At 39.7% G+C, this 25,159-nt stretch carries 22 protein-coding genes; 4 read left to right on the top strand and 18 right to left on the bottom strand.

Annotated features, from left to right (window positions below):
• Window positions 1-25: 25 nt before the first annotated feature.
• The 10 genes from FS608_RS23730 to FS608_RS23685 form a co-directional block, all read right to left on the bottom strand.
• Window positions 26-1,198, bottom strand: coding sequence for a UxaA family hydrolase (locus FS608_RS23730; RefSeq protein ID WP_395947819.1), 1,173 nt, complete (start codon window positions 1,196-1,198; stop codon window positions 26-28).
• Complete coding sequence (locus FS608_RS23725; RefSeq protein WP_144555023.1) at window positions 1,185-1,490, bottom strand: UxaA family hydrolase; 306 nt, start codon at window positions 1,488-1,490, stop codon at window positions 1,185-1,187. The genes FS608_RS23730 and FS608_RS23725 overlap by 14 nt, the downstream gene beginning before the upstream one ends.
• 27 nt (window positions 1,491-1,517) lie before the next feature.
• On the bottom strand, window positions 1,518-2,420 hold the full coding sequence (locus FS608_RS23720) for a fumarylacetoacetate hydrolase family protein (RefSeq protein ID WP_144555022.1): 903 nt from the start codon (window positions 2,418-2,420) through the stop codon (window positions 1,518-1,520).
• A gap of 60 nt (window positions 2,421-2,480) precedes the next feature.
• Entirely contained in the window at window positions 2,481-3,764 is a 1,284-nt protein-coding gene (locus tag FS608_RS23715) for a TRAP transporter large permease (protein WP_144555021.1), read from the bottom strand.
• Entirely contained in the window at window positions 3,761-4,291 is a 531-nt protein-coding gene (locus tag FS608_RS23710) for a TRAP transporter small permease (protein ID WP_144555020.1), read from the bottom strand. The genes FS608_RS23715 and FS608_RS23710 overlap by 4 nt, the downstream gene beginning before the upstream one ends.
• Before the next feature lie 126 nt (window positions 4,292-4,417).
• Window positions 4,418-5,422: a C4-dicarboxylate TRAP transporter substrate-binding protein gene (locus tag FS608_RS23705; RefSeq protein WP_260871797.1), complete on the bottom strand. Its 1,005-nt coding sequence runs from the start codon at window positions 5,420-5,422 to the stop codon at window positions 4,418-4,420.
• A gap of 66 nt (window positions 5,423-5,488) precedes the next feature.
• Window positions 5,489-6,430, bottom strand: coding sequence for a fumarylacetoacetate hydrolase family protein (locus FS608_RS23700; protein ID WP_144555019.1), 942 nt, complete (start codon window positions 6,428-6,430; stop codon window positions 5,489-5,491).
• Between the two features lie 29 nt (window positions 6,431-6,459).
• On the bottom strand, window positions 6,460-7,233 hold the full coding sequence (locus FS608_RS23695) for an SDR family NAD(P)-dependent oxidoreductase (RefSeq protein WP_144555018.1): 774 nt from the start codon (window positions 7,231-7,233) through the stop codon (window positions 6,460-6,462).
• Between the two features lie 16 nt (window positions 7,234-7,249).
• Entirely contained in the window at window positions 7,250-8,023 is a 774-nt protein-coding gene (locus tag FS608_RS23690; RefSeq protein ID WP_144555017.1) for an IclR family transcriptional regulator, read from the bottom strand.
• Between the two features lie 373 nt (window positions 8,024-8,396).
• A complete protein-coding gene (locus FS608_RS23685) occupies window positions 8,397-10,466 on the bottom strand; it encodes a carbohydrate-binding domain-containing protein (protein ID WP_260871796.1) in 2,070 nt (689 codons plus the stop codon).
• 240 nt (window positions 10,467-10,706) lie between these two features.
• Here FS608_RS23685 and FS608_RS23680 point away from each other — a divergent pair, with 240 nt between their 5' ends.
• The 3 genes from FS608_RS23680 to FS608_RS23670 all read left to right on the top strand — a co-directional run bounded on the left by FS608_RS23680 (window position 10,707) and on the right by FS608_RS23670 (window position 13,825).
• Window positions 10,707-11,405, top strand: coding sequence for a polyphosphate polymerase domain-containing protein (locus FS608_RS23680; protein ID WP_144555015.1), 699 nt, complete (start codon window positions 10,707-10,709; stop codon window positions 11,403-11,405).
• Between the two features lie 28 nt (window positions 11,406-11,433).
• A complete protein-coding gene (locus FS608_RS23675) occupies window positions 11,434-12,117 on the top strand; it encodes a DUF4956 domain-containing protein (RefSeq protein WP_144555014.1) in 684 nt (227 codons plus the stop codon).
• A 253-nt stretch (window positions 12,118-12,370) separates the two neighbouring features.
• On the top strand, window positions 12,371-13,825 hold the full coding sequence (locus tag FS608_RS23670; RefSeq protein ID WP_395947820.1) for a L,D-transpeptidase family protein: 1,455 nt from the start codon (window positions 12,371-12,373) through the stop codon (window positions 13,823-13,825).
• A 92-nt stretch (window positions 13,826-13,917) separates the two neighbouring features.
• On the opposite strand, the gene FS608_RS23665 is transcribed toward FS608_RS23670, so the two are convergent.
• The 3 genes from FS608_RS23665 to FS608_RS23655 are packed head-to-tail and all read right to left on the bottom strand — an operon-like array spanning window position 13,918 to window position 17,782.
• Window positions 13,918-15,009: a GerAB/ArcD/ProY family transporter gene (locus FS608_RS23665; protein ID WP_144555013.1), complete on the bottom strand. Its 1,092-nt coding sequence runs from the start codon at window positions 15,007-15,009 to the stop codon at window positions 13,918-13,920.
• Window positions 15,006-16,202, bottom strand: coding sequence for a Ger(x)C family spore germination protein (locus FS608_RS23660; protein ID WP_144555012.1), 1,197 nt, complete (start codon window positions 16,200-16,202; stop codon window positions 15,006-15,008). The genes FS608_RS23665 and FS608_RS23660 overlap by 4 nt, the downstream gene beginning before the upstream one ends.
• Window positions 16,199-17,782 carry a spore germination protein gene (locus FS608_RS23655; RefSeq protein ID WP_144555011.1) on the bottom strand — a complete coding sequence of 528 codons (1,584 nt, stop codon included), beginning with the start codon at window positions 17,780-17,782 and terminating at the stop codon, window positions 16,199-16,201. Before FS608_RS23655 ends, FS608_RS23660 begins: the two co-directional genes overlap by 4 nt.
• A 162-nt stretch (window positions 17,783-17,944) precedes the next feature.
• On the opposite strand from FS608_RS23655, the gene FS608_RS23650 reads away from it, so the two are divergent.
• The gene (locus FS608_RS23650; protein WP_260871794.1) at window positions 17,945-18,829 is read left to right on the top strand and encodes an RMD1 family protein; all 885 of its coding nucleotides are present in this window, start codon (window positions 17,945-17,947) and stop codon (window positions 18,827-18,829) included.
• 69 nt (window positions 18,830-18,898) lie between these two features.
• Here FS608_RS23650 and bioB read toward each other — a convergent pair whose 3' ends face one another.
• The 5 genes from bioB to FS608_RS23625 form a co-directional block, all read right to left on the bottom strand.
• Window positions 18,899-19,897 carry a biotin synthase BioB gene (gene bioB, locus FS608_RS23645; protein WP_144555010.1) on the bottom strand — a complete coding sequence of 333 codons (999 nt, stop codon included), beginning with the start codon at window positions 19,895-19,897 and terminating at the stop codon, window positions 18,899-18,901.
• 288 nt (window positions 19,898-20,185) lie between these two features.
• Window positions 20,186-21,046 (bottom strand): alpha/beta hydrolase, encoded by an 861-nt coding sequence (locus FS608_RS23640; protein ID WP_144555009.1) that lies wholly within the window; start codon window positions 21,044-21,046, stop codon window positions 20,186-20,188.
• 286 nt (window positions 21,047-21,332) lie between these two features.
• Window positions 21,333-22,331, bottom strand: a complete 999-nt coding sequence (gene speB, locus FS608_RS23635) for an agmatinase (RefSeq protein WP_144555008.1) — start codon at window positions 22,329-22,331, stop codon at window positions 21,333-21,335.
• Between the two features lie 115 nt (window positions 22,332-22,446).
• The gene (locus FS608_RS23630; RefSeq protein WP_144555007.1) at window positions 22,447-23,631 is read right to left on the bottom strand and encodes an iron-containing alcohol dehydrogenase; all 1,185 of its coding nucleotides are present in this window, start codon (window positions 23,629-23,631) and stop codon (window positions 22,447-22,449) included.
• A gap of 55 nt (window positions 23,632-23,686) precedes the next feature.
• Window positions 23,687-25,159, bottom strand: a complete 1,473-nt coding sequence (locus FS608_RS23625) for an aldehyde dehydrogenase family protein (RefSeq protein ID WP_144555006.1) — start codon at window positions 25,157-25,159, stop codon at window positions 23,687-23,689.

The raw sequence follows: 25,159 nt of genomic DNA, 5'->3' as shown, positions 1-25,159 counted from the left end.
TTCCTCGCCAACTCCAAAAAACTTATTAGAAAGTTGGGCCGATTCTCCAAATACCAAAATCATGTTGTTTCAAAATTTCAGCCTTTGTTAATTTACCTGAAGAGACCTTCGTAATTTCATCAAAAATCCGCTGACCGACTGTCTCAATTGATTCTTTTCCTTCGATGATCGTGCCTGCATTCAAATCAATGTTTTCTGACATTCTATCAAAAATACCGGTATTCGTTGATATTTTAATAACTGGGGCAATCGGAGATCCTGTCGGCGTTCCTCTTCCAGTGGTAAAAAGAACGACTTGAGCCCCGCCGGCCACCATTCCTGTCATCTGTTCGATATCGTGTCCTGGGGTATCCATCCAAACCAAACCTTTTTTTGTAGGCTGTTCGGCATAATCAATAATTTCTTGCAGTGGTTTGCTTCCTGCTTTCGTGGCTGCACCTAAAGATTTTTCCTCTAGTGTGCTAAGACCACCTCTTTTATTTCCAGGGCTCGGATTACCTGTACGGATATCGACACCCATTTGCAGTGATCGATTTTCCATCGCCTGAATGATTTGATACGCTTTTTTCGCAATTTTATCATCAACTGCCCGTTCTGCTAATAAATGCTCTGCACCGATTAACTCTGTTGTTTCAGCTAAAATAGCTGTTCCCCCACGCTCAATAATCATGTCACTGACCGTTCCAACCGCTGGATTGGCAGATAAACCTGAACAAGCATCAGACCCGCCGCATTCTGTTCCAATAATTAGTTCACTAATATCACATAACTCTCTCATTTGCGCTGATGCATCCTGCACCATTTTGGCAGCAATCTTTGCTCCTTCTGCAATGGCAGATAATGTACCGCCATGGTCTTGAATGGAAACCACTTGAACAGGTTTACCAGTTTTAGCTAACTCTCCTGCCACGCTTCGAGCTTGGTGCGTTTCACAACCGAGACCAAGCACAACGACACCATATACGTTGGGATTAGCTCCCATCCCTACATACGTTCGAAACGTTTGTTCATAATCTACACCGACCTGGGCACACCCATGCTGATGAATGAAAGATACGGTGCCTGACACCAATTCTGTAATCTGTTTGGCTGCCTGGGTCGCACAGGTAATGGTCGGTAATATTAACACATGATTCCGAACGCCAACTCTTCCATCTGCTCTTCTATATCCCCAAAATTTATTGTTAGTTAATTCCAATTTGATCACCTCTTCCACGTATTCCTTCAATATTATGAATATGAACATGTTCTCCTGGTTCAATATCCTGAACGGCTCTGCCTATTACTTCACCGTATTTTATGATATTCGCCTCTTTTGAAATCAGCCTGATAGCGAACTTATGACCAAACTCAATATCTTTTTTTACTTTTACTGATACGTTTCTTTCTTGGCAAGTGAGCGTTACAGTTGCATCAGCAGGAATATTCTCCATGGCTGTTGCCACATTATCTGCTGGTTTAATGATTACCGCTTTATAGGTATTTTCCATTTGACTAAAGGCTCCTTCTTCCATTAATTAATTAAGGGCAGGATGATTGTTTATCGGTGCTTTAACCGGATTGCTTAACACTCCAATTTCAGGAATTTCGATTTCGATTAAATCGCCATCCTGTAACGTAAATTCATTGGGAGGAACAATGCAGGTACCGGTTAATAGGACTGTTCCATCGAAAATTTCATTATCTCTTAAAAGATAAGATACTAGTTCGTCGTATTTTCTTTTTAATTGGCTGGTGTTGGCGAATCCCTCCACTACCTTTTGGTCATGGCGATAAATCCTGCAAATAATATCAAGCTGGTACGGGTCTGCCACTGCGTCTGCAAGCAACAGGGCGGGACCAATAGAGCATGAATTCTTCCAAATTTTTGCCTGGGGAAGATAAAGCGGATTTTCTCCCTCAATATCCCGAGAGCTCATATCATTTCCAATTGTGTAGGCGAGGATTTCACCTTTCTTATTGATAACAAGCCCCAATTCTGGTTCTGGGATTTGCCAATTGGAATCACTGCGGATATATACGTCTGTATTAGGACCTACTAATCTAGCTGCAGTCGATTTCATGAAAAGTTCTGGGCGGTCTGCGTCATAGACTTTATCGTAAAACGTTGTGGCGTCTAGTTTTCCTGCTGTTGCTTCATAATTTCTCGCTTCCTTACTTTTCTCATACGTTACACCAGCTGCCCATACTTCCGGGGCTTCGATTGGCGGCAGTAAGGTAAGAGACGCTAACTCCAACTTTTCTGGCTGTTCTGTTTTGATCACTTCTTGAATAAGGGCCAATGGTGACTGCTTGGTATTCTGCGCGTACTCCACTAACTCCATAAAGTCCTGATATGGAAGAGGATAAACCTCCGATTGATTCGTTAAAGCTGCTAAGACCGATGTTCCCTTTTCATTTTGATACCGGATGACCCGCATACTCATTCTCCTTTTTTCTGCTTAATTTCATGACGATTTTTGACTGAATGTTCCGTTAATTTACATCATTAAACCTGGTAGCCACAGGGAAATCTGCGGGATAAAGGTAATCAACAATAACGCGATGATTAAAACGATATAAAAGGGGATGACTTCTTTTAAGAATGCTTCTATCTTCACATTAGCTGTTGAACAAACTGTAAAAATAGCTGTTCCTAGTGGCGGAGTAATCGTCCCGATTCCAATATTAAATAAGAAGACCATTCCTAAATGGACCGGATCAATTCCATATGCCTGACCCATTGGTATAATCAGCGGCGTTAAAATAACAATGGCGACATTTCCTTCGATAAACATCCCTAAGATTAATAAAAAGACATTCAAGATTATTAGAAAAGCAATAGGTGTACTTACCATATCTGTTACATATTGAGTGGCAATATGCGGGATTCTTTCCCAAGTAAGTATCCAGCCAAATGCAGAACCTGCAGCAATAATAATTAATATAGAGGCAGATGTAGATACAGACTCTTTAAGAGCTTCTTTTAAATGCGGGATTTTCATTTCCCGATAAAATATAAAACCAATCAATAAGGCGTAGACAATTGCCACGGCTCCTGCTTCAGTTGGTGTAAAAATACCGATACGAATCCCGCCAATGATGATGAATGGCAGTAATAAGGCAAGAATGGCATTCTTCGTAGCAACGGCCACTTCTTTAGGCTTAGCCATTTTGTCTCTTGCAGGAAGATACCCTCTTTTTTTAGAAACGATGTGAACGGCAATCATCATGAGTACACATGTCATCAATCCTGGAACAACTCCGGCCATGAATAACTTACCAATCGAAACATTTCCGATATAACCATATAAGATCATACCAATCCCTGGGGGAATTAATGGAGTGATAAGGGACGATGCACCAATAACAGAGGCAGAAAATCCAGGAGCGTATCCTTTTTTAATCATTTCCGGATGCATAATTTTCGCTTGCATCGCTGCATCTGCTAATCCGGAGCCTGAAAGACCTCCCATGATCGTACTTAACACGATACTTACCTGAGCCATTCCTCCAGGAAGATGGCCGGTCATCACTTCAGCAAAATCTGCGATACGGCGTGTAATTCCTGTATAGTTCATTAAAACGCCGGCAACCACGAAAAAGGGGATAGCAAGAAGTGGGACAGATTCAATACCGGCAATCATTCGTTGGGCGAGCAGCATTGGCTCGATATCTACCGAAAGTAGGAAGTAGATTAAGCAGCTTCCAATGATCGCGTAGGCGACAGGAATTCCAATTAAAAACAGGGTGAATAAGGAGATGGATGTAATCGCGATTGTCATAGTTTCGCCTCCTTCTGAAGAGTAGTTTGATAATCTTTTATTTGCTTTTCACTGCTTTTTAATTTCGCCTTCATCTTACTGATACGAGAAATAATATGTATGGCCGAGAAGATTCCACATAGAACAACAGCCACATCAATGTAGATATAACTAACTCTCAGTACAGGAGTTAATCGCGATGATGCCTGTGCTGTCAACTGACTGCCTAAGTAAACAAAGACGAATAAACTAATAAAGGTAAGAAGAATTTCCCTAAACAAATCAGCCATCTTTTTTAATGAAGGATTTAGTTTTTCTACAAAATACTCGATACCTACATGCCCATTTTCTTTTTCAACCACACTCGCTCCTAGGAAGGTAAACCAAACAAATAAAGCCAAGGTCATCTCTTCCGTCCATTGTAATGGTTCCCCTAATACAAACCTCATAAATACTCCCATTACTGAAACAATAACAATTAAAACAAGGGAAATGGATGCGAATATGCTATCTAGTTTTACTATCCAACCACCTAATCGTTTCACCATTTGTCTTGTCACCTCTTTTTTTGGTATGTAAGCTGCAACCTGCGATGTGATCAGAACAGGTTATATTTGTGGGATGGAATCATTGATTCCAATCCCACATCATTAACACCTTAGTCCTGTAATCTATTATTCTTTAATAATCTTTTGAACCTTGTCATATAATCCTGGGCTCCAGTCGTCCATTTCTTCATAGACTGACTTTGTAGCTTCTTTAAAGGCTGCTTGGTCCGGTTCAATAACTTCAACCCCAGCATCTTTTAAGTCTTTTAATACAGATTCTTCAGATTCCTTTACTTTTTCACCCATGAATTTACCTGCTTCGTCCCCAGTTTCCTTTAACACTTTCGCAACATCATCAGGCAATGTATCCATATAAGACTGACCGGAGATCCACTGTGTAATCATATTCGTATGTGCTGATAAAGAAAGGTACTTCGCTTTCTCGTATACTTTGGATCCTTGGATAACAGGAAGCGGGTTTTCCATTCCATCAATGACACCTTGCGCGATAGATGGATAAACCTCTCCAAGTGGCAGCGGAGTAGCCGTTGCTCCCATTTTCTCCATGATCTTAATCGATAACGGATTGCTTGGGACACGGACTTTAAGCCCTTTCAAATCTTTCGGTTCCTTCACAGGTTTCGTCGTGATTAAGTGACGGTCACCATAAATCCATTTTGTTGATACGATATGGAGACCTTCAGCTTGTAAATCCTTTTCTAAGCCTTTGAACCAATCACTGTCCGTTACTTTAAACAAATCATCATAGCTTTCCGTTAAATAAGGAGCAGAAAGAATACCGATATCTGGAACGTAATCCATTAAAAAGCTTGCATCTGCAATATGAATAATATTGGCGCCCGTTTTCATCTGTTCAATAACATCTGCCTTTGAACCAAGCTGGGAACTAGGATAAAGCTCAATCTTAATTTTCCCCTTACTCTTTTCCTCAGCAAGCTTTTTCCATTCTTGTGCAGCTAAATCCAACGGCTCACCTGGCTGATTTTCATAGCCGATTTTAACGGTATAAACTCCCTTTTCCTTTGACGAAGTTGATTTTCCACAGCCCACTAACACCATTGAAATACACAAACATAGAACTAGTAGAATTGCTGAACCCCTTTTTCTCATTATTCTCCCCCTAATGTTCGATTGATTTTTTCTGTAACCCCTTATATACATTTGCTAATGAATCACTTAATCCTGACTAGTAACTGATTGCTTTTGCTCTTCGTTTTTTACCATAGGTAATGTCATTTGATTGGTTAGCTCACCAAGTTTCTCAATCCTAATGGTTATCTCATCACCAGCTGTCAACCAATCCTGTTCATTCTCCGGTAGACCAAGAATAACTCCTTCAGGTGTTCCAGTGATAATCAAGTCACCTGGCTCTAGTGTTATATAGTTGGAAATATAACTAATAATCTCATCGCAATAAAAAATCATGTCAGCTGTATTGGAAGATTGTCTAACCTTACCGTTTACGATTGTTTCAATTTTCAACTGATTTGGGTCGCCGACTTCATCTGCAGACACAAGATACGGTCCAACCGGACAAAAGCCATCAAGTGCTTTTCCTAAAAGCCATTGATTCGTGCGGAATTGAAGATCCCTTGCGGATAAATCATTGGCATTGCAATACCCGGCCACATACTCAAGTGCACTTTCCTTCGAAACATTTTTGGCCTTTTTACCAATTACGATTCCAAGCTCTGCTTCAAAATCAACTTGCTTCGCATCTGCCGGAATCTCAACTTTATCTCCGTGGCCTGTTAGGGAATTGCCATACTTGTTAAAAAGTACAGGCGTTTTAGGCGGTTCCATATTTGATTCTTCTGCGTGCTTCCGATAATTGAGGCCCACACAAATGATTTTTGCACTTTTCGGTACACATGGTCCATATTGAATCTGATCCTCCGGCAGTGTGAAAGCGCTATTATTCTTGTTCAAATTGACGAAATCTTGAAAAAATTCTTTCGAGTCCTCATCCGCTTGCAACCATTCTTCTAAAGAAAGAGGAATTGTATTGGATTTATTAGCAACTTCCCAAGCCTTAGCAATGTCTAAAATACCTGCATCTGTTTTCACACCAAATTTCGTTTCACCATTTGAAATAACTTGATAATTTACTAGTTTCATATTAATTTCATTTCCTTTCCATATTAGTTTTACGCATTTTTTCCAAATGTTACGCCGCCATCAATATACAGCGGAGATCCCATCATAAAATTCGATTCATCCGATGCAAGGAAAAGAGCTGCTTTTGCTACATCCTCCGGACGACCCAAATCACCACTTAGCTGTCTTCTTCGAATGCCATTTAATCCTTCTTCATAATTTTCATAGGACTTTTTCAAATAGTCTTCAACAAAAGGAGTAAGAATTGTCCCTGGTAACAGAGCGTTCACTCGAATATTATAAGGGGCATAATCAACTTGCATGGATTTAGATAATGAGAGAATCGCTCCTTTTGTTGCCGAGTAAGAGGCTCTGCGGGCAAGTCCAATTTCCGCAATACAAGAGGACATGTTGATAATAGTGCCCCCTTGCTGCTCCATCATGTGCGGCAGTACATACTTACATGGAAGGAAGACGCCTTTAATATTGACATTTACCACCTGATCCCATAATTCCTCACTAGTTTCATGGACAGCGCCAACACCGGAAATCCCAGCATTATTAAACAGGACATCGATTCTTCCTTTATCTTCTACGACTTGACTTATCATTCGTTCTACATCAGTGGCCTTTGTTACATCTGCTTGAATAAATGAGGCTTCACCACCTGATTCGATAATTTCCTCCACTGCCTCGTTTCCTGCCTTATTAGATAAATCATTCACGATGACAGAGGCTCCTTCTTTCGCAAAAAGCCTAGCGGTCGCTTTTCCGATTCCAGAACCAGCGCCTGTAATCAAAATTACTTTATTTTTTAATCTCACTTCGCTCCCTCTTTCATCAAAATTTTATTGAAGACACAAATCCAGCTCTTAAAGATATTTCTTTCGCTAAATTTATGATTTCTGCTTGTGCTAATTCTTTTTTCTCGTCCCATTTCGAAATCGGCATCGTGGCACTAACTGAACCAATCATCCTGTTCTCATGATTGAAAATTGGAGCCGCAACACAATAGAAATTCTCTACAGCCTCTTGGTATTCGATAAAATAGCCCATTTCCTTAATGCTGACTAATTGCTCCCATAGCTCTTCTATGTTAGTAACCGTAAAGGCAGTTTTTGGCATCAGAGAATCTTCGGGATATAATCCTTTCAATTCCTGATAAGTATATTGGGAGAGTTGAACCTTCCCCATTGCTGTAGCATGTGCTGGATATCTCATCCCTGGATTGGTAGAAACGCTTACAGGTGATGACCCTTCTTTTTTGGCAAGATAAACAATTTCCTTTCCATCTAATATGGAAAGTTGAAGAGTTTCATCCAACCTCTCAATTGTCGGAAGCGCTGTCAAATTAAATGTGTCAATAAAATCAAACTGTTTAAAATAGAAAGGAGAAAGCATTCCTAGTCTGGTTCCAAGTGAATATGTACCATCCTTTTCTTTCTTAACCCAATTTAAAATCTCTAACGTATTTAAAAGTGAAAAGATCGAACTTTTATTAATGTTTAGTTCATTAGAGATATCAATCAAGCGATATTTCGCTGGATGATAGGCAATAATATTTAGTATATTATCAACACGTTCAATAGCTGGAACCCAATACTTTTTCTCCATGTCATCAAAACCCTTCAGCTGAACTGGTTTATTATAGTAAACCAAGTTTATAAATTAATCTAAAAATATACTTGGTTTATTATTATAAACCAAGTTTTATATTTTCTATACACATACTATATCATGGAGATTTTCACTAGGCAAGGGTTGTATTTGAAATTTTCTAAATAATCATTTTACCTTCTTATCCCCTAGAATTCCTTACTTAAAAGCTTTACTAGTAAAGAGTAAAAAAATAATGGTAAAATTCCGTTTAAATGCGGAACTACCCATATTTCCGAATAACAGAGTCAAATAGTAAAACTAAAGGACAAAAGCCATTCATTGCTTTTGCCCTTCAGGCTAAATCAATATTTATTTGTTCCAGTCTTTGCTATTGTTGTGGACCTTTACCTGCAGAAAAATCGATTCCCAATTCTTTCAGTTGAGCTTGGGCCTCTTCTCTGGTAATCGTACCTGCTCGTTCTTTTTCCATAATATCCTCGGCTTGTGCTTTCGTATCTTCATCAAGATTGGAGAACATATCAGCACGGTTGCCCCCGCCTCCGCCAGGGCCAGTGCTTGCAGGAGTGGTAATTCCGGATTCGTTCAGCCATGTGATCGAATCCTCAATTTTAAAATTAACTACCTTTGTACCTCCAGAATAATCTCCATCCTTATAGAATCCATTTGCATTACTTCCAGTCGTTGATCCGCCTGAATAAAGGGTGTAAGTACCGCCTTGTTCAAGTTTTTGAGAACTGATCACTACGGTTTGGTAGTCCTTTTCCGGTGCAAACGTTACGATGGTATTTCCTTTACTGTCTTCCAAATGGAGAAGGGTTCCTGCCTTCTGTGTTTCAGGATAGGTCATATGCATAGAGTACTGTTTTGAACTATCAGTTGGAGCCTGCGCCATTCCGGCACTTCCTGCAGCAATCAGGGTGCCGCCGCTTATGTCAAAGGTTCCGTTATAATCAAGCGCCCCGTTGCCAGCATTGGTCGGGCCGCTGACCATTACTGTTCCGTTCGTCATTGAAATAGAACCGTTTGAATCCAGCCCATCCCCCTCTGCATTTACAAATACATTGCCGCCCTTAATGGAAAGTAAAAGATTTTCAGAAGAGGAGGACTGCATGTCCGGATTGGAGCTGTCATTACCTCCGCCAATATTAATACCATCATCACTAGCATTCACCTCGACATTGCCATCAGCAATAGTGATGATCTTACTTTCCATTCCTTCATAACTCTTCCGAATTGTGATATCTCCGCCTTTCGTGAGGATGGCTGAATCCCCATGAATCCCGTCATCACCAGCAGCAATCGCTAATTTACCTCCTGTAATCGTCACGCTGTTATTACTATGGATGGCATCGTCAAACGTATCCATATCAAACGTTCCACCGCCGATTGCCACCTCTGTTCCAGCTTTTAAGCCTTTTGCACTCTCAGATTCCTCTTCCGTGGCCGTTGTCGTGTTATTCGTTTGACCTGGCATTGGACCGCCTGCTTCTTTTGTGGCAATCGTCTCAGGACTTCCTCCGCCTGTGGTTATGGAAAAGTCTCCATCGGCAATCCATAAGGAGGTTACTGCTTGGATCCCATCATTTTCAGCTGTTAGGTTGAATGTTCCGCCTTCAATCGCAACAATCCCTTTTGAAGTATCTTTATCGTTTGTTGATTTGACTGCATCCCCGCCTGCTTTAATTGTGAACTTTCCGGATTTAACCGCCAACAAATCGCGGCCCATTAAGCCATCATCAGCCGCTTCAATTTCAATTGTCCCGCCGGTAATTCTTAATTCATCCTTACTTGTAATGCCGTTATTGTAATTACCTTTAACCGTCAATTTCCCTGTGCCGTTAATGGTGAGATTATCTTTACTGAAGATGGCTGCATTCGGTTTATCATCCGAGCCTTCTAATTCGTATTGTTTACCATCCGTGACAAAGTTTTCTGTCCCTTTTTCGAGTGAAATGACTGTTTTTTCGGCTTTCTTCACATAAATAGGTACATTCGTGGCGGAATTGATTTCCACTCCATTTAGCACTAGCCGGACAGTTGCTTTATCTTCTGCATCGACAATGATCTGTCCGTCATTTAATTTCCCACTGATGACGTAGGTTCCTGATGTTTTGATCGTAATGATATTGCCATCTGCAACAGCCCCGCTGGAACCTTCTATGACAGCTCCTGTACCATTTAATTGAATCGATGTTGAATCTTCGCTTTTCCATTCACTGTACAGATCCTCTTTGTCATACGTCACTGTCCTGCTGATGACGTCAGCAATATTTTTATCACCAATCGTACTCAAACTTTCTGCGTTTACCTCCGTTACGCTGTTGCTTGCCGTGTCTGTGTTGTTACTGTTGCTGTTACTGTTGCTGCAGCCAAATAATAATGCTGTACACAAAAGCGGTGCTGCCAATTTTGTATATCTTGATTTTCTTTTCAACATAGTTAGCTCCTTTATGAAAAATAGTATTTTTAAAGTTGGTATTTTGCCTATGAGCCACATTATTAGGGATGAACCTTAAGCTTACCTTAATAAATCTTAGAAATTTAAAAATAAAAATTCTTTGCTTTTAATAGAAGAAACATGAATTCGCTAATCTTCAAAAATTTTTTCTTAAGGATTGTTTAAGGTTGGTATTTAATAATATCAATCATGGAACGACACATAGAGGAGAAGATGGACATGAAAGCAATGAGCTTGAACGGTGTGAGAGGCAGGTACGAATTGAAGCATGAAATTTCCAAAATGGATTGCTTCTTGCTGCGGAATAGATTAAAGCATGTAATGCAGTCCGACCCCCATGCCAAAAATGACGGCAAATATTTAATACGAAGTGTTTATTTTGACAACTTCGACAATAAAGTTCTGAACCAGAAGAAAGAAGGCTTTATTGAAAGGGATAAGTTTCGGGTCAGGCTGTACGACAAGAATACCAATTTCATTAATCTTGAAAAAAAGAGTAAGCGCAACAATATGACGTATAAGCAAAAGTGCAAAATTACAGCTGAGGAATATGAACAGATTCGTCTAAGCAACATTGCCTGGATGGAAACCGACCCAAGACAGCTCATCCAGGATTTATTTGTACAAATGAATTTGTTTCAATTAAAACCGGTTGCAGTCGTAGACTACGAGAGGGAAGTATTTATTTATGAATACGGAAACGTCCGAGTCACCTTTGACAGTTCGATAAAGACAAGTTTCCGTAACAATGAAGTCTTGAATCCCGATCTACCGATGGTTGAAACGACACCAGGCATTGTCATCCTTGAAGTAAAATATGACGAATTCCTGCCGGATACGATTAAATACCTGCTCCAGCTCGGTGACAGGCAGCGAGGCACTTACTCAAAATATCAGATTAGTAGAATGTTTGGATAATAGTAGAAAAAAATTGGAGGAAAAGAATATGGAAATCACAAATTTTAAAGATATTTTTAAATCAAAGATTTTGGAAAAAACCAGTAGCATTTCACTTGTCGATGCCCTAATTGGGATGCTTGTGGCATTGACTTTGGGACTGTTCATCTACATGATTTATAAAAAAACATTTACTGGGGTTATCTACTCCCACACCTTTAATATCTCGCTCATCATTATGGCACTGGCAACCGCTCTAATTATTATTGGGATTTCGTCCAACGTTCTCTTATCGCTCGGTATGGTTGGTGCCTTATCGATTGTCCGCTTTCGGACCCCTATTAAAGACCCGATGGATATTGTTTATATCTTCTGGGCCATCGTCATCGGTATATTATGCGGTGCCGGCTTCATCGCCCTTGCGATCGCAGGCTCGCTGCTAATCGGCTTAGTCCTATTCGTCTTTGTTAATAAAGTTAAGATTGAGAATCCTTATCTGCTAGTAATTAGATACAATGAAGATTCCATCGAAAACTCATTGGATCATGTTATTTCTGGCCACGCCAAAAAACAGTCCCTAAAATCGAAATCCGTTATGCCCGGTAATGATTTTGAAGTCACCTATGAAATCCGCGTTAAAGAGAATGATCTGAGTTTCATCAATAATATCTCTGGCATTGAAGGAGTAAAATCAGCCATAATGTTAAGCTATGACGGCAATTTTACAGCTTAATTCCACATACATGAATGAAGCTGATTATTTTGAACATAATCAGCTTCTTTCCTTTTTTTAGTTTTATTTACCGACTTTATATAAACTACATATAAAATTTCACCCTTAGACAAAATGTGACAAAGTTCACACTATAAAATCTAGTAGAATAGTATTAAAATTAAAGTATAATATAATATATTGTCGTTTGGATGAAAACCAAGAGCTAAAGGTCGAGGGACGTCAATAGCAGGTTGTTAGGTATGCGGGGGGAATCTTAGTGGAAACTGTGTCAAAAGAATCAGTAGGAGAAATAGGTCAACGGCGGGCAAAATCAACGAAATGGTATAAGAACTGGAAGTTCATTACAACAGGTATAATCGTTATCATCGCGATCACATTTGCGGCAATGAGCTATTATCAGGCAAATTACTTTAATGCACATATTGAGATTAATGGCACAAATGTCGGAGGACTAACGGCTGATGAAGCACTCAATAAATTAAAATCATCTGTCTTAAAAAATAAGGTCTATGTTGGACAACAACAAATTTTAGATGGAAAAGATACGAAGATGGAATTTACGGAGAAAGATCTGTCCGGCGTTAAAAAGCTATTAAAAAGCCAGTGGTCACTTTTTCCTTCTTCAAAGGCGAAAGAATATTCATTGTTGCCGAGTAACATCGATCAGTATCGAAGCCAAGAAATGAAAAAACAAGTCGAAGAGAAGCTCGTATCAATGAATAAGAGCTTAACTCCGCCTAAAGATGCGAAGGCAATTTTGGAGCAAGGTACAATTACCATCTCAAAAAGTATAAATGGTGAGCAGTATGATGTTGCCAGTCTATTAAAAGACTTCGATAAGCATGGGTATACTAGTGAAATCCATTTGAACCCTGTATACATTCAGCCAATTAAGGAAGACAGCACGATTGTAAAGAATGAAGAGAAAAAATTGCAAGAGCTTCTTCAACAAACCGTTGAGTATAAAGTCCAGGACAAAGTTTATTCTTTAAAAGGCAGCGAATTAATTAAAAATGCTTCTATTTCAAAAGATTTAAAGGTTAAGATTGACAAAACCAATATTAAAGAGAAAATTGCAAAAATTAATGATTCCCAATCTACATTAGATAAAAATTTTAAATTTAAGACCCACTCAGGTTCAGTCGTAACAGTTAAAGGGCAAGGCTATGGCTGGGCTTTAGACGTGGACAAAGAAACCAAACAGGTTAAGTCCGCTTTTGAAAAAGGAAAGACCTCCATTTCTGTATCTAATACAATCGGACATGGTTGGAGTGGTGAAGGCTACGGTTACGATACCACAACAAACAATGGCATCGGCGATACATATGCGGAAGTGTCGATTGCCGAGCAGCGTATTTGGATTTACAAAAAGGGGAAATTAGTCATCACCACTCATGTTGTGACCGGTAAACACAGCACTGGTAATGATACATCAAAAGGTGTGTGGTATATCCTCTATAAACGAACACCTTCCATACTTACGGGCAGAGAGCTCGGAGGAAAGCCGAGTTATCAAGTAAAAGTTGATTATTGGGCACCTTTCACAAATGATGGACAAGGATTCCACGATGCCGGCTTCCGGTCAAACTGGGCAAGTAATGCCTACTTAAATGCAGGATCGCACGGCTGCGTCAATACACCGCCTAGCGCAATGAAAACCGTATATAATAATCTCAGCACATACGAGCCGGTGGTCATTTATTAAATAACCACCTTAGAATCAGGAAATCATGGATTTCCTGATTTTTTTATTCAAATCTTTTTCGTATGTTTAAGTTAAAAATGGGCATTTTCATGTCATGAATGTGCCTGTAATTTTTTACGTAAACTTCCTACCAACCATAGTAAAAGAGGGATTCCTACCATATTAACTGGAAGAGCAAAATTGATCCAATACTTATTCAAATAAATGAGGCTATACGTTGGATTGGGAAAGATAACCGATATTCCAAAAAAGACGGGAACGGTAACCCAGAGCATTTTTCTCCAATTTTTGATATGGAACAATTGTGCCGTTCCATAATTGGCTAAAAAGAAGTAAAGGGATAATTTAATAAAAATACTAAGGATCCAGACAAGAACAGCCAAGATTTCTAAGTTCTGTATAAAATCCATCACTGTAACATAGCTGACCGTATCAAATGCAGGGTGCCGCAGCTTTGATGCAATTTCTGGTCCCAATATCAGCAATATTCCAATTACCACTGAACTAACAAGCCCTGAAGCTGCAGCAATTCCCCAAACCGCGCTTTTTACTCCCTTTTTTGGATGGTCCATAAATGAAAGGAGCATTAACATCATGACAGACTCACCAAGAAAAGAGAGCGGAGTTAAGGTTCCTCTCATAATTGGCAGGAGCCCCGTATCTGAAAATATTGGCAGAAAATTGCGGTAATTAAAAATGGAGACTGATAAAAACAACATAATGAGAACGGATAGGAAAACGATGGGACCAAACACTTCACTGCACCGTCCAATCCCTTCAATACCCCCACTGTAAGTTACATAGATTAGTGTCAGAAGCATGGTTAACACTAATATCCACATTGGTGTTGTGGGAAGAAGGACGGTATTGGTAAAGTCTGCAAATTCTCTTAAGATATCACCGATAACAGAATACCATTGAATAAGATAAACAATTACAATAAGCAATCCAAACCACTTGCCAAAAATAAGCTGACTATATTCAACAAGTGTTTTGCCTGGATATAGAAGGGCGGCCTTTGATGACACATATACAATCAAAATACCTAAAATTCCGGCCAGGCAATAGCATATCCAGGTATCTTGCTTAGCAATCTGAAAAGTTGGGGAAATGGTAATCAGAATCATATTTCCCGTTTCGAAAGTGAACATCAGCCAAAAAATTTGCAGTGCTGAGAGTTTCATTTTTTGACCTCACTTTCTTTATACAACAATGATGGCCCATTCATTCCAATATCCGTAATCTTAACGTCAGCTTTTACTATAATCTTAGCCTCTGAAAATTTCTTATCCCAATCATTTTTCAAAGATTTCCAGAATTTTGGTTTCTTTCGATGGATCACTTCACCAAATCCAAAGATATCCAAGCCGTACTCATTTTGTACCTTATTTATCGTTTGTTGAACTTGTTTTTGGGCATAAATTTCAAATTCCTTTTCACGATCTTTAAGATTATGGTTGTACGAAACGTCCAAGTTTGAATTGCTTTCCGTTAAGGACCCCTCGCCCTTCAAAGTGACTATGATCTTAATTTGATTATGCTGACTAATTTGCGGTTTAATTTTACTACTAATTCGATTTAATTGGAGACTAGCGTTACTATTCTTTTTTGCCATACTGATCGTAAACTTTTTCAGAATTCCCATTACCCACAGCATATGTTTGTTTTCTTCCATATTCAAAAGTCCCCGCATTTTTAGGTTTTGATCAAATATTGCCACACCTGCGACCCGTAATAGCGGTGGATTAGCTGATCCCACTTTCCCTGCTTTATTTCCATTCTGAGAACTGCTGAACTCAAGAACAGGCATTGTGGGGCGTAGACCGTCACTGTTAGCTGCCATCATGAAATTTAAGTAAGTCGTGTTCCCTCTTCCTCCCGATTTTTCATGAATACTTAGAGCCGCAGTAGCAGGTGGCTTTTCTAAGGGATTGGTTAGAGAAAGTGCTTCTTTAGCGGTCGCGCCCTTAATGACAAATATATCCGTTCGCAAACTAACCTCGGGACTTCTTTGATTTGCATCCATCATTTTCTTTAGTCCACGTCGGGCAAATTGCTCACCAAGAATAATGACACGCCGCTGACCAGCAAACAACTCCCTTGGAAGTTTTAACTGTATGTTATCCAAACAGTCGCTTGGATTTTTCCCCTTCGCAGAAATCGTAAAAAAACCCTTTTCTCCTCCTGTACCGCCCTGGGTTTGCATATTAGAAGGAATGACAATTTGACCGCTTATTTCTACTCTATTATTTTTTGCACTATCATATCCTGAAGCCAGCCATATTGCCCGTTCATTTAATTCTTTACTGTCCCAGCATCCCGAAATGAAAATAAAGGAAAAACAACATACTAAATGAAGAATGCTCTTTTTCTTCATTCGTCTCTTCCCCCTTTTTTCGGATTTGGCATTTGTCCAGAAGGTACCCTTGGTTTATTACTGCCAAAGGTAAAAATCGGACCAAGCTGAGAAGCCCATCGAGGTGGTCTGATTAATACTCCCTTTAAATCCCGGGGAATCTGTGGGGCCACAGGATTAAAATACGGAACCCCGAAAGAGCGGAGATTGACAAGATGAATGGTCAGAATAATAAAGCCTAAGGTGATACCGTATAATCCAAGAATCCCAGCAAATAGCAGCATAGCAAACCGGACCAGCCGCAGCGCTGTTCCCAGGTTGTACCGTGGAATGGAGAACGAGGCAATTCCGGTTGTAGCTACGACAATAACCATAGGGGCAGAAACAATGCCTGCTTGTACAGCAGCCTGACCCACGACAAGTGCCCCAACAATACTGACAGCAGAACCCACAGCTCTTGGCAGTCGAATCCCAGCCTCCCTTAGTCCTTCAAATACAAATTCCATAAGCAAGGCCTCAATAATGGCCGGGAACGGAACACCCTCCCGAGCAGACGCTATACTTACAAGAAGTTTAGTGGGTAAAAGTTTTGGATGATAGGTTGTAAGCGCGACATATAAAGATGGTAAAAAGAGTGTCATATTAAACAAAATATACCGAATTAGCCGGATAAAACTGGTATATAAAAACCGTTCATAGTAATCCTCAACAGCCTGAAGTCCATCCCAAAATGTCATGGGGACAATGAGGGAAAATGGAGTATTATCAACAAGGATTGCTACCTTTCCTTCCAGTAGGTTAGCCACAACAATATCCGGCCTTTCCGTATTTTGAATTTGCGGGAATGGAGAAAATGGCATGTCCTCAATAAATTCCTCTATGTACTCAGATTCTAGGATCGCGTCAATTTTAATACGGCCCAACCTTTTACGTACCTCTTCCAATAGTGAATCTTTAGCAATACCCTCAATATAAGCAATAACAACATCGGTTTGAGAAAGTTCACCAATGGAGTAGGGCTCCAATTTCAATTTTGAACTGCGAATTCTTCTGCGTATAAGAGTAGTATTTGTCCGGATAGATTCTGTAAAGCCTTCTCTTGGGCCTCTAATAGTAATTTCTGTTGCCGGTTCTTCCACATTCCGCATTTCAAATTCTGTTAAACTGACAAGTAAAGCTTGTGATTCACCATCTAATAATATTCCGACATTTGCCTTCAAGACCCCATTAACCAATTCGTTAATCTGTGAAACAGTTTTAACAGGAGTGGCAGATAAAAGTTGTTTCTCCATGATTTGTACAATTGATCGAATTTCAACGTTATCATTGGGAAGCCCCTCAAATACCATTGGTTTAAACAGCATATTCTCCAGAGTTTTTGTGTCAGTTAACCCATCTAAATAAATAAGAAGAATTTTAGGTTTGCCAGTTATATATATAGGACGAAGGATAAAGTCCGCACAATTTTGAAACATTTCTTTTAAAATTTGCTCGTTTTCCGAGAGATTCGAACTGAATGGTTCGGTAGTTTCTGCTTCAGGAGACAGTGAAATGATTTTCTTCAATTCATCTAACTTTTTTCGTTTGCGGAACCGAACCATTCTTGTGCCCCCCTTTAATTCGCTGTGTATTATTTTTCCAATGAAGGAGGTTTATATGCACTTTTACTGAGGATAAGATGCAATATTTTACAATTATAAAAAAATTGCTCACTACTCAAATTAGCCCTTAAACTCTCTAGTCTCTGGAAGCATGTTTTTGCTATGAATAGAATAAAATCGAAAAAAGGACAATTTCCTAGAAAGGTGATCAAAGTGAAAGAAATTACCTTTAAAGCATTTGCAGTGACCCATGAAATTGACTTGAATAAAATTGCCATCCATTGCGGTATACCAAAAAAATTCACCTGGGAACAACCTTTGATTCTGAGAGGCGCTATTCTAGAATCGATTCTCCATAGCAAAGTAGACGATTCGCAAATGGTGCTGGTCTTTTCTTTTGGCAGTATTGTCTTCATTAATCATTTATGTGTTGATGAGATCGAGAGTTTATTGTATTACGTCCATTCCTTCGAACCGGATTTTGATATTAAGCATGCGGACAGATATAGCGACGATTACTGCATTCATATTACTGAAACAGAGAACCTTGAATTGACGGATGAATATGTAGTCGTGCCTGAATATGAGGAATTTTACCCTGAATTGATCTCTACTGTCATTGCAAAATCTGTGGCGCTTGAAAAAACAGAAGAGCAACTTGGGAAAATCCACGACAAACTTGAAACCATGATCGACAGACTGGAGAAAGGCAACCTGCGAATCGGCAACAAGGAACTGGCACGGACCACAGCAAAAATCGTCCGTCATGAATACAATACCCTTGCGTATATCATGATTTTGGATAAGCCTGATATTACCTGGACAAGCAGCACTGCCAGCGATTTTTACGATAGAATGGTGGAGTTTTTTGAATTGAATGATCGTTATAAAATATTGAAAAGCAAAACAGAGATTCTATATAATATCATGGACGGTTTTTCCACCATCAGCCATTCGATTCGGGGATTATTTGTGGAATGGATCATCGTAACACTTATTGTCATTGAGATTGTCCTGACGGTTTTGGAAATTGGCGGATGGTTATAAAAAAGGAGAGACACCCAGTGACTTCTGCCTGGGTGCCTCTTTGCTTTGATTTGCTATTAGAATAAACCTCTATTTTAAACTCGCTTTCATCTCTTCTACGGATTCTACCTCAAATCCTAAATCAAGTAACATTTTGTGATCTTCCGATTCTTCTTGTCCAGTAGTTGTTAAATAATCACCGACAAAGATGGAATTGGCTGCATATAAACCCAATGCTTGAAGTGACCGGAGATTAACTTCTCGACCACCTGAAATTCGAATTTCCTTCGTTGAATTGATAAAACGAAATAACGCCAAAACCTTTAAACAATAAAGAGGGTTTAGTTCTTTTACTCCCTCTAATGGAGTACCATCAATCGCATGTAAGAAATTAACTGGAATTGAATCCGCATCAAGAGCTTTTAAGCTGTTTGCCATATCGACTACATCTTGCTTTGTCTCCTTCATTCCTACAATGACACCTGAACATGGAGACATTCCGTATTCTTTTACTGTTTCCACCGTATTAACTCGATCATCGTATGTATGGGAAGTTGTGATGTTTGCATGGTTGCTCGCTGATGTATTGATATTATGATTGTAACGATCTACTCCGGCATCTTTCAGCTGCTTCGCTTGTTCTGGTTTTAACAGTCCAAGACAGGCACAAACTTTCAATCCATATGTTTCCTTTATTTCCTTTACTGCTTCCACTACGTGATCTACATCTTTATTAGATGGACCTCTACCGCTGGCAACAATACAGTACGTCCCAATATTTAAATCATGTGCACGTTTTGCGCCTTCAAGTATCGTATCCTTATCTACCATTCTGTAAGAATTAATCGGTGCTGTCGAAATAGAAGATTGGGAGCAATAGCCACAATTTTCTGGACAGAGTCCAGATTTTGCATTCATGATCATATTCAGCTTTACTTTTTTTCCATAATAGCGCTTTCTAATTTTGAAAGCTGCATGCATTAATAGAAGTACGTCATCATCAGGACATTCTAATATTGAAATCGCCTCCTGATTTGTTATTCCCAACCCATCTAACACTCGATCCGCAAGCTCCATCCATTTATTCATCTTTATCCCTCCATTTTATTTTAAACACTATATGTTCTTTTATTGTAAACCATTATAATAAATAGGTTAACAATAAAATGATATAATCGTAAATAAAATTAGATTCGCTCATTGAAACACTAGATTCGCCCATTAAACTGAAAAATTCGCCCATCGATGGGACAAATCGATGACAAAGCGCAAAAAAAAGCGGAGATATCCCCGCTTTTTTCTTGAAAATCTTCGCATTCTATTGAAAATATAAACACTCTTTTCTCTCTAGTCAGGCAAAATTCCTCTTACCATACTCTAAACGCTCTCACGGTAACGCACCTTTTGTTTTTTATCAATCTGACCGTCTAACCAGCCGACCAGGTCTCCTAAAAACTTTTCTTTTCCCGCTTCATCAAAGGGACGATGCTTGGTCAAAGGGTACTCATATAACTGTTTATCCTTTGAGGAAACCATGTGATAAAACTGATTCAACTTTGTTGGTGGTGTAATTTTATCGTCAAGTCCATATTGCAATAATAACGGCAGTTTAATCGATTGTGCCTGATTTTCTAGACGTGAGATTGCTTGGACCAATGCACTTCCCAATCCAGGTGTAACGATATTGTGACGTAAGCGGTCGGAATAGTATTTAGCATGCTTGGCAGAATTTTTCTTCAATAAGAAGATATTTCGAGATTTATTGATCCTGTAGTCTGGTTTAACCTTCCCCATCAAGGTTATGCCTAACTGCTCAAACGGTTTCACTTCGTAAGAAACTGCCGGCGATATAGCAATAATCCCTGAAATGCCTTCACTATGATCCAAGGCATAATCAAGAGTAATCAAGCCGCCAATGCTATGCCCCACAATATACAAAGGCAGATCAGGCTGATCAAGGGAAACGAGCTTTCGAAATTCGTGTAAATCGCCTCGAAAATCATCCCAAGACCGTATGAATCCCCTTTTGCCGGCGCTTTTTCCATGACCGCGCAAGTCCAAGGCATAAACCATATATTTATTATTAACCAAGCTGGTGCTGAGATTTTGCAACCCTCCACTATGGTCACCATGTCCGTGAACTAAAATAACTGCTGCTTTTGGAGCTGTTAATGGTTCGATTACTTGAAAGAATAGTTCTGTTCCACCGACACCATTAAATGTCCCTTCTGTAATCATCTGTGATAACCCTCCTGTTGCAAACACTATTTAAAAATGGATTTGAACATAGAAAACTTATTAAATCCATTTTAGTATAAAACAAGGTAAAAGCAATTATATTCAAAAAGGTTAGGAAACAGTGCAAAGGACAAGCATACATAGAAAGATAGCAGATGATTTTGCGGAACTCCTTGCCCAATCTAACTCTGCGAATGCCTAGAGTCTATATAAATAAGAAGAGGAACGCTTTTTGCGTTCCTCTCTTTTTATTAACATTTATTCCTCCCGTAGGAACCAATCCTAGTTAAGAAAGCATTTCTTCTTTTTCTTTTCCGTATTTATTATTCCCCTTTTTTTCCTTTTCCTTTAATACATAGCTGAGTAAGTCTAGTACAATACGGGCTGCTACTTGTCCGGTCATGCCCGTTGGATCATATGGCGGGGCAACTTCTACTAAATCAAAACCGATGACTTCTCCTCTTTTGGAAATTCCTTCAAGCAATTCATTAACCTCATCATAGAGGAAGCCGCCTGGAGAAGGTGTACCTGTTCCAGGCGCAATTGACGGATCGATTCCGTCGATATCAATCGTTACATAATATTTTTCTCCTGCAGGAATTAGCTCCAGCACTTCCTTAAGTCCCTTCTTTCTCATCTGACGAGGTGATAGGATCACGCTGCCATAAGCTCTTGCTGCTTCGACGTCCTCTTTTTTGCTGCTGCTAATCCCGCGAATGCCAAACTGAAATATCTTCTGAACGTAATCCAGTTCAGATAAGCGGCGAATGCAATTTCCGTGACCATACCGCATTCCCGAGCGATGATCCGCCCAGTCTAAATGGGCATCAATTTGAATCACATGAAACGGACCTATGTCTTCTAGTCCTTTTCCGACTGCTGCTGTGATGGAGTGATCGCCGCCTAATACAACCGGCATAGCACCTTTGGAAATAATTTTTCGGATTGCTTCTTCTGTATTCTCATGGCACTGCATAATATCTCCGTGTACCATGTCTACATCACCGCAGTCGACTACTTTCCATTCAGGCCCGAGGTACATAATATCGTTTTCAATATCATAAGCACCATCCAGACCGAAACTATATAATGTAGAGCCTTCGCGGATTCCTCTAGGGCCCATCCTTGCTCCTGATTTCCATTGTGTACCCATGTCATTAGGCACCCCAATGACCGCCACATCTGCGTCAAGCTGGTTCAGGTCCGCACATATTGGGTATTTTCCAAAAGTACAAATTCCTGTAAAAGGTAAATTTAAAAACTGTTTTTCATTACGATTAGACATTCATGTTGCCTCCTTCTAGTTTTGCATCCTCGCTTTTTGCTAATGCAAGGTTTTCTGCCAGCGGGCCAGATCTTAACCAAGGATTTTAAATTTTGCTTCTATACTTTTTATGCAATTAATTTTCAATTAAAGTTGTGGTTTTCACCTCATAAGTCTTTTGAAATAAGTTCAGATAGTCTTCTTTTGTCAGATCTCTTGAATTCGCCTGAGTACACAAATGTTTAAAGGCTCCTTCCGCTAGAAAAGGGAAGTCTTCGGGATTTACATTTCCTAAATCTCGGAAGCTAGGAATCCCGATTTTATTTGCCAGCTCTTTTAACAGCACAACACCTTCGTACGCCGTTTCCTCAACTGTTTTTCCTTCAGGATTTGCCCCAAGCTTGATTGCTACCTTGGCGTGCTTTTCTGGGTTTGAAGGGATATTAAATTCAAATACATGTGGAAGAAAAATTGAATTCGCCACTCCATGTGGAGTATCATAGAGTCCTCCAAGTGGTTCGGCCATCGCATGTACAGCCCCAAGATCCGTGTTATCAAAGGCGATACCTGCAACTAAGCTGCCCAAAAGCAAATTTTTCCTAGCCTCTAAATCATGACCATTTTCTACTGCTAACGGAAGGTATTTGGCTATTAATTCAATAGCATATAGTCCCAAAGCATCTGAAAGTGGTTGAGCAACTTTGCAGGTATAAGCTTCAATTGCATGTGTAAGTGCATCCATTCCTGTAGCTGCTGTAATCGATTTAGGCAATGTTAACGTCAATTCAGGATCAACAAGTGCCAGTTTAGGAGCGATTTTCAAATCTAGTATCGCCTCCTTCTGTTTCGTCACAGTATCCGTAATGACAGAACCTCTTGTAACTTCACTACCGGTACCTGAAGTTGTCGGAATACAAATTAGTGGTGGGATTTCCCGTTCTAGTAAATTTACGCCGTAACGTTCTCTTAGCTCTCCTCCATGTGTAAAAAGTGTACCAATTGCTTTAGCTGTATCCATTGAGCTTCCGCCGCCAAGACCAATTAAGAGATCGATATTCTCGTTTTTAAACTGTTGATAAGCACTCTCGCAATCTACATCTTTTGGATTAGGTGATATTTCATCATAAACAATATAATTGACACCTTCTTGATCTAAAGACTGTGTGATTTTTTCCAAAATTCCTGTTTGTGCAAGTCCTTTATCTGTAATAATGAGGGCTTTATTTCCACCTAATTCTTTAGCCCTTTTCCCAATATTTTTTACTTTCCCATTCCCAAACTCTATAGAAGTAGGCAGATTAAAATGAAAATCCCATAACATAATTAATTCCTCCTTTGTTTTTTGAATATTTAGAATTTAAAATTTATATTTTTAATTAATTGCTAAACCATTCAGTTGGCTTAACATCTAAATTAATATTGATTTGTTTTACCTCAGTAAACGTATCCAAGCCAAAGGTTCCTAACCCGCGGCCAATCCCGCTCTGCTTGTAACCTCCCCACGGTGCTTCATTATAGGCGAGGTTATAAGCATTAACATAAGTAATTCCGGCTCTTACTTTTTTAATAACCCTCAAAGCTTTGGCGCCATCTTGTGAAAAAACACCTGCTGCAAGCCCGTATGAAGTATCATTTGCCAGCTGGATTGCTTCCGCCTCATCTTTAAACTTTTGAACGACAAGAACTGGACCAAAGATTTCTTCCTGAACAATTCTCATGTCAGGTTTGGTGTCAACAAATATTGTTGGCTCAAAGAAATAACCATTTTCAAGCCCGTTGCTTGTGATACGGTTGCCACCGCAAGCTAATGTAGCCCCTTCGTTTAAGCCAATTTGAATATATTCAAGGATCTTCGTCATATGGTCTTCACTTACAAGCGGACCCATCTCGGTAGACGAATCATTACCAGGGCCTACCTGAATCTTTTTCGCTCTTTCTACCAATCTAGCAATGAACTTATCATGAATGCTCTCTTCTAACAGTAATCGGGATCCCGCATTACATACTTGACCGGCATTGGTAAAAATCCCATTCAAAGCATAATCGATGGCTGTCTCAAAATCTGCGTCAGCGAAAACAATATTTGGCGACTTGCCGCCTAGTTCGAGTGAAATGTTTTTAATATTTCCTGTTGCTGAATTCATGATTCTTCTACCCGTTGCTGTACTACCGGTAAAAGAAATCAGATCCACCTTTTGGCTTTCCGCTATTTCATTTCCTACTGTTGAACCACCTCCCAAAACTAAGTTTGCAACACCAGCTGGTACCCCCACTTCTTCCATGATCTCAAATAATTTGTAAGTGGTGACTGGAGTGATTTCAGCTGGTTTAAATACAAGCGTATTTCCCGCAGCAAGCGCAGGGGCTATTTTCCAAGCTCCCGTCAACAATGGAAAATTCCACGGAGCGATAAGTCCGCATACACCCACAGGTTCCCGAATAACCATGGCTTGCACAGGATCGGCAACAGAATACGTTTGACCATTTGGCTTTGTCACTAACCCAGCATAGTATCGAAAGCAATTCACGGTATCAGCAATATCAAACTCTGATTCTTTAAGAGGTTTTCCCGTATTCTCTGTTTCAAGTTTGCTAAGCTCGTCTGCCTTTTCTTCAATCTTATCCGCTATTTTAAATAAATAGGTTGCACGTTCAGATGCCGGTAAGTCTGACCAAATTCCAGAGTCAAAAGCTGTTCGTGCAGCATTAATCGCCATTTGGGCTTCTTCTCTACTTCCCTGCGGGGCCTCAGCCATGATATTACCGTTTGCAGGATTCACAACATGACTCTTATCTCCTCTTAATGAATCCATCCATTCACCATTAATAAACATTTTCAACTTCAGCAT

The sequence above is a fragment of the Bacillus sp. X1(2014) genome (assembly GCF_007678255.1).
This window is presented reverse-complemented; position numbering and strand designations above follow the sequence as displayed.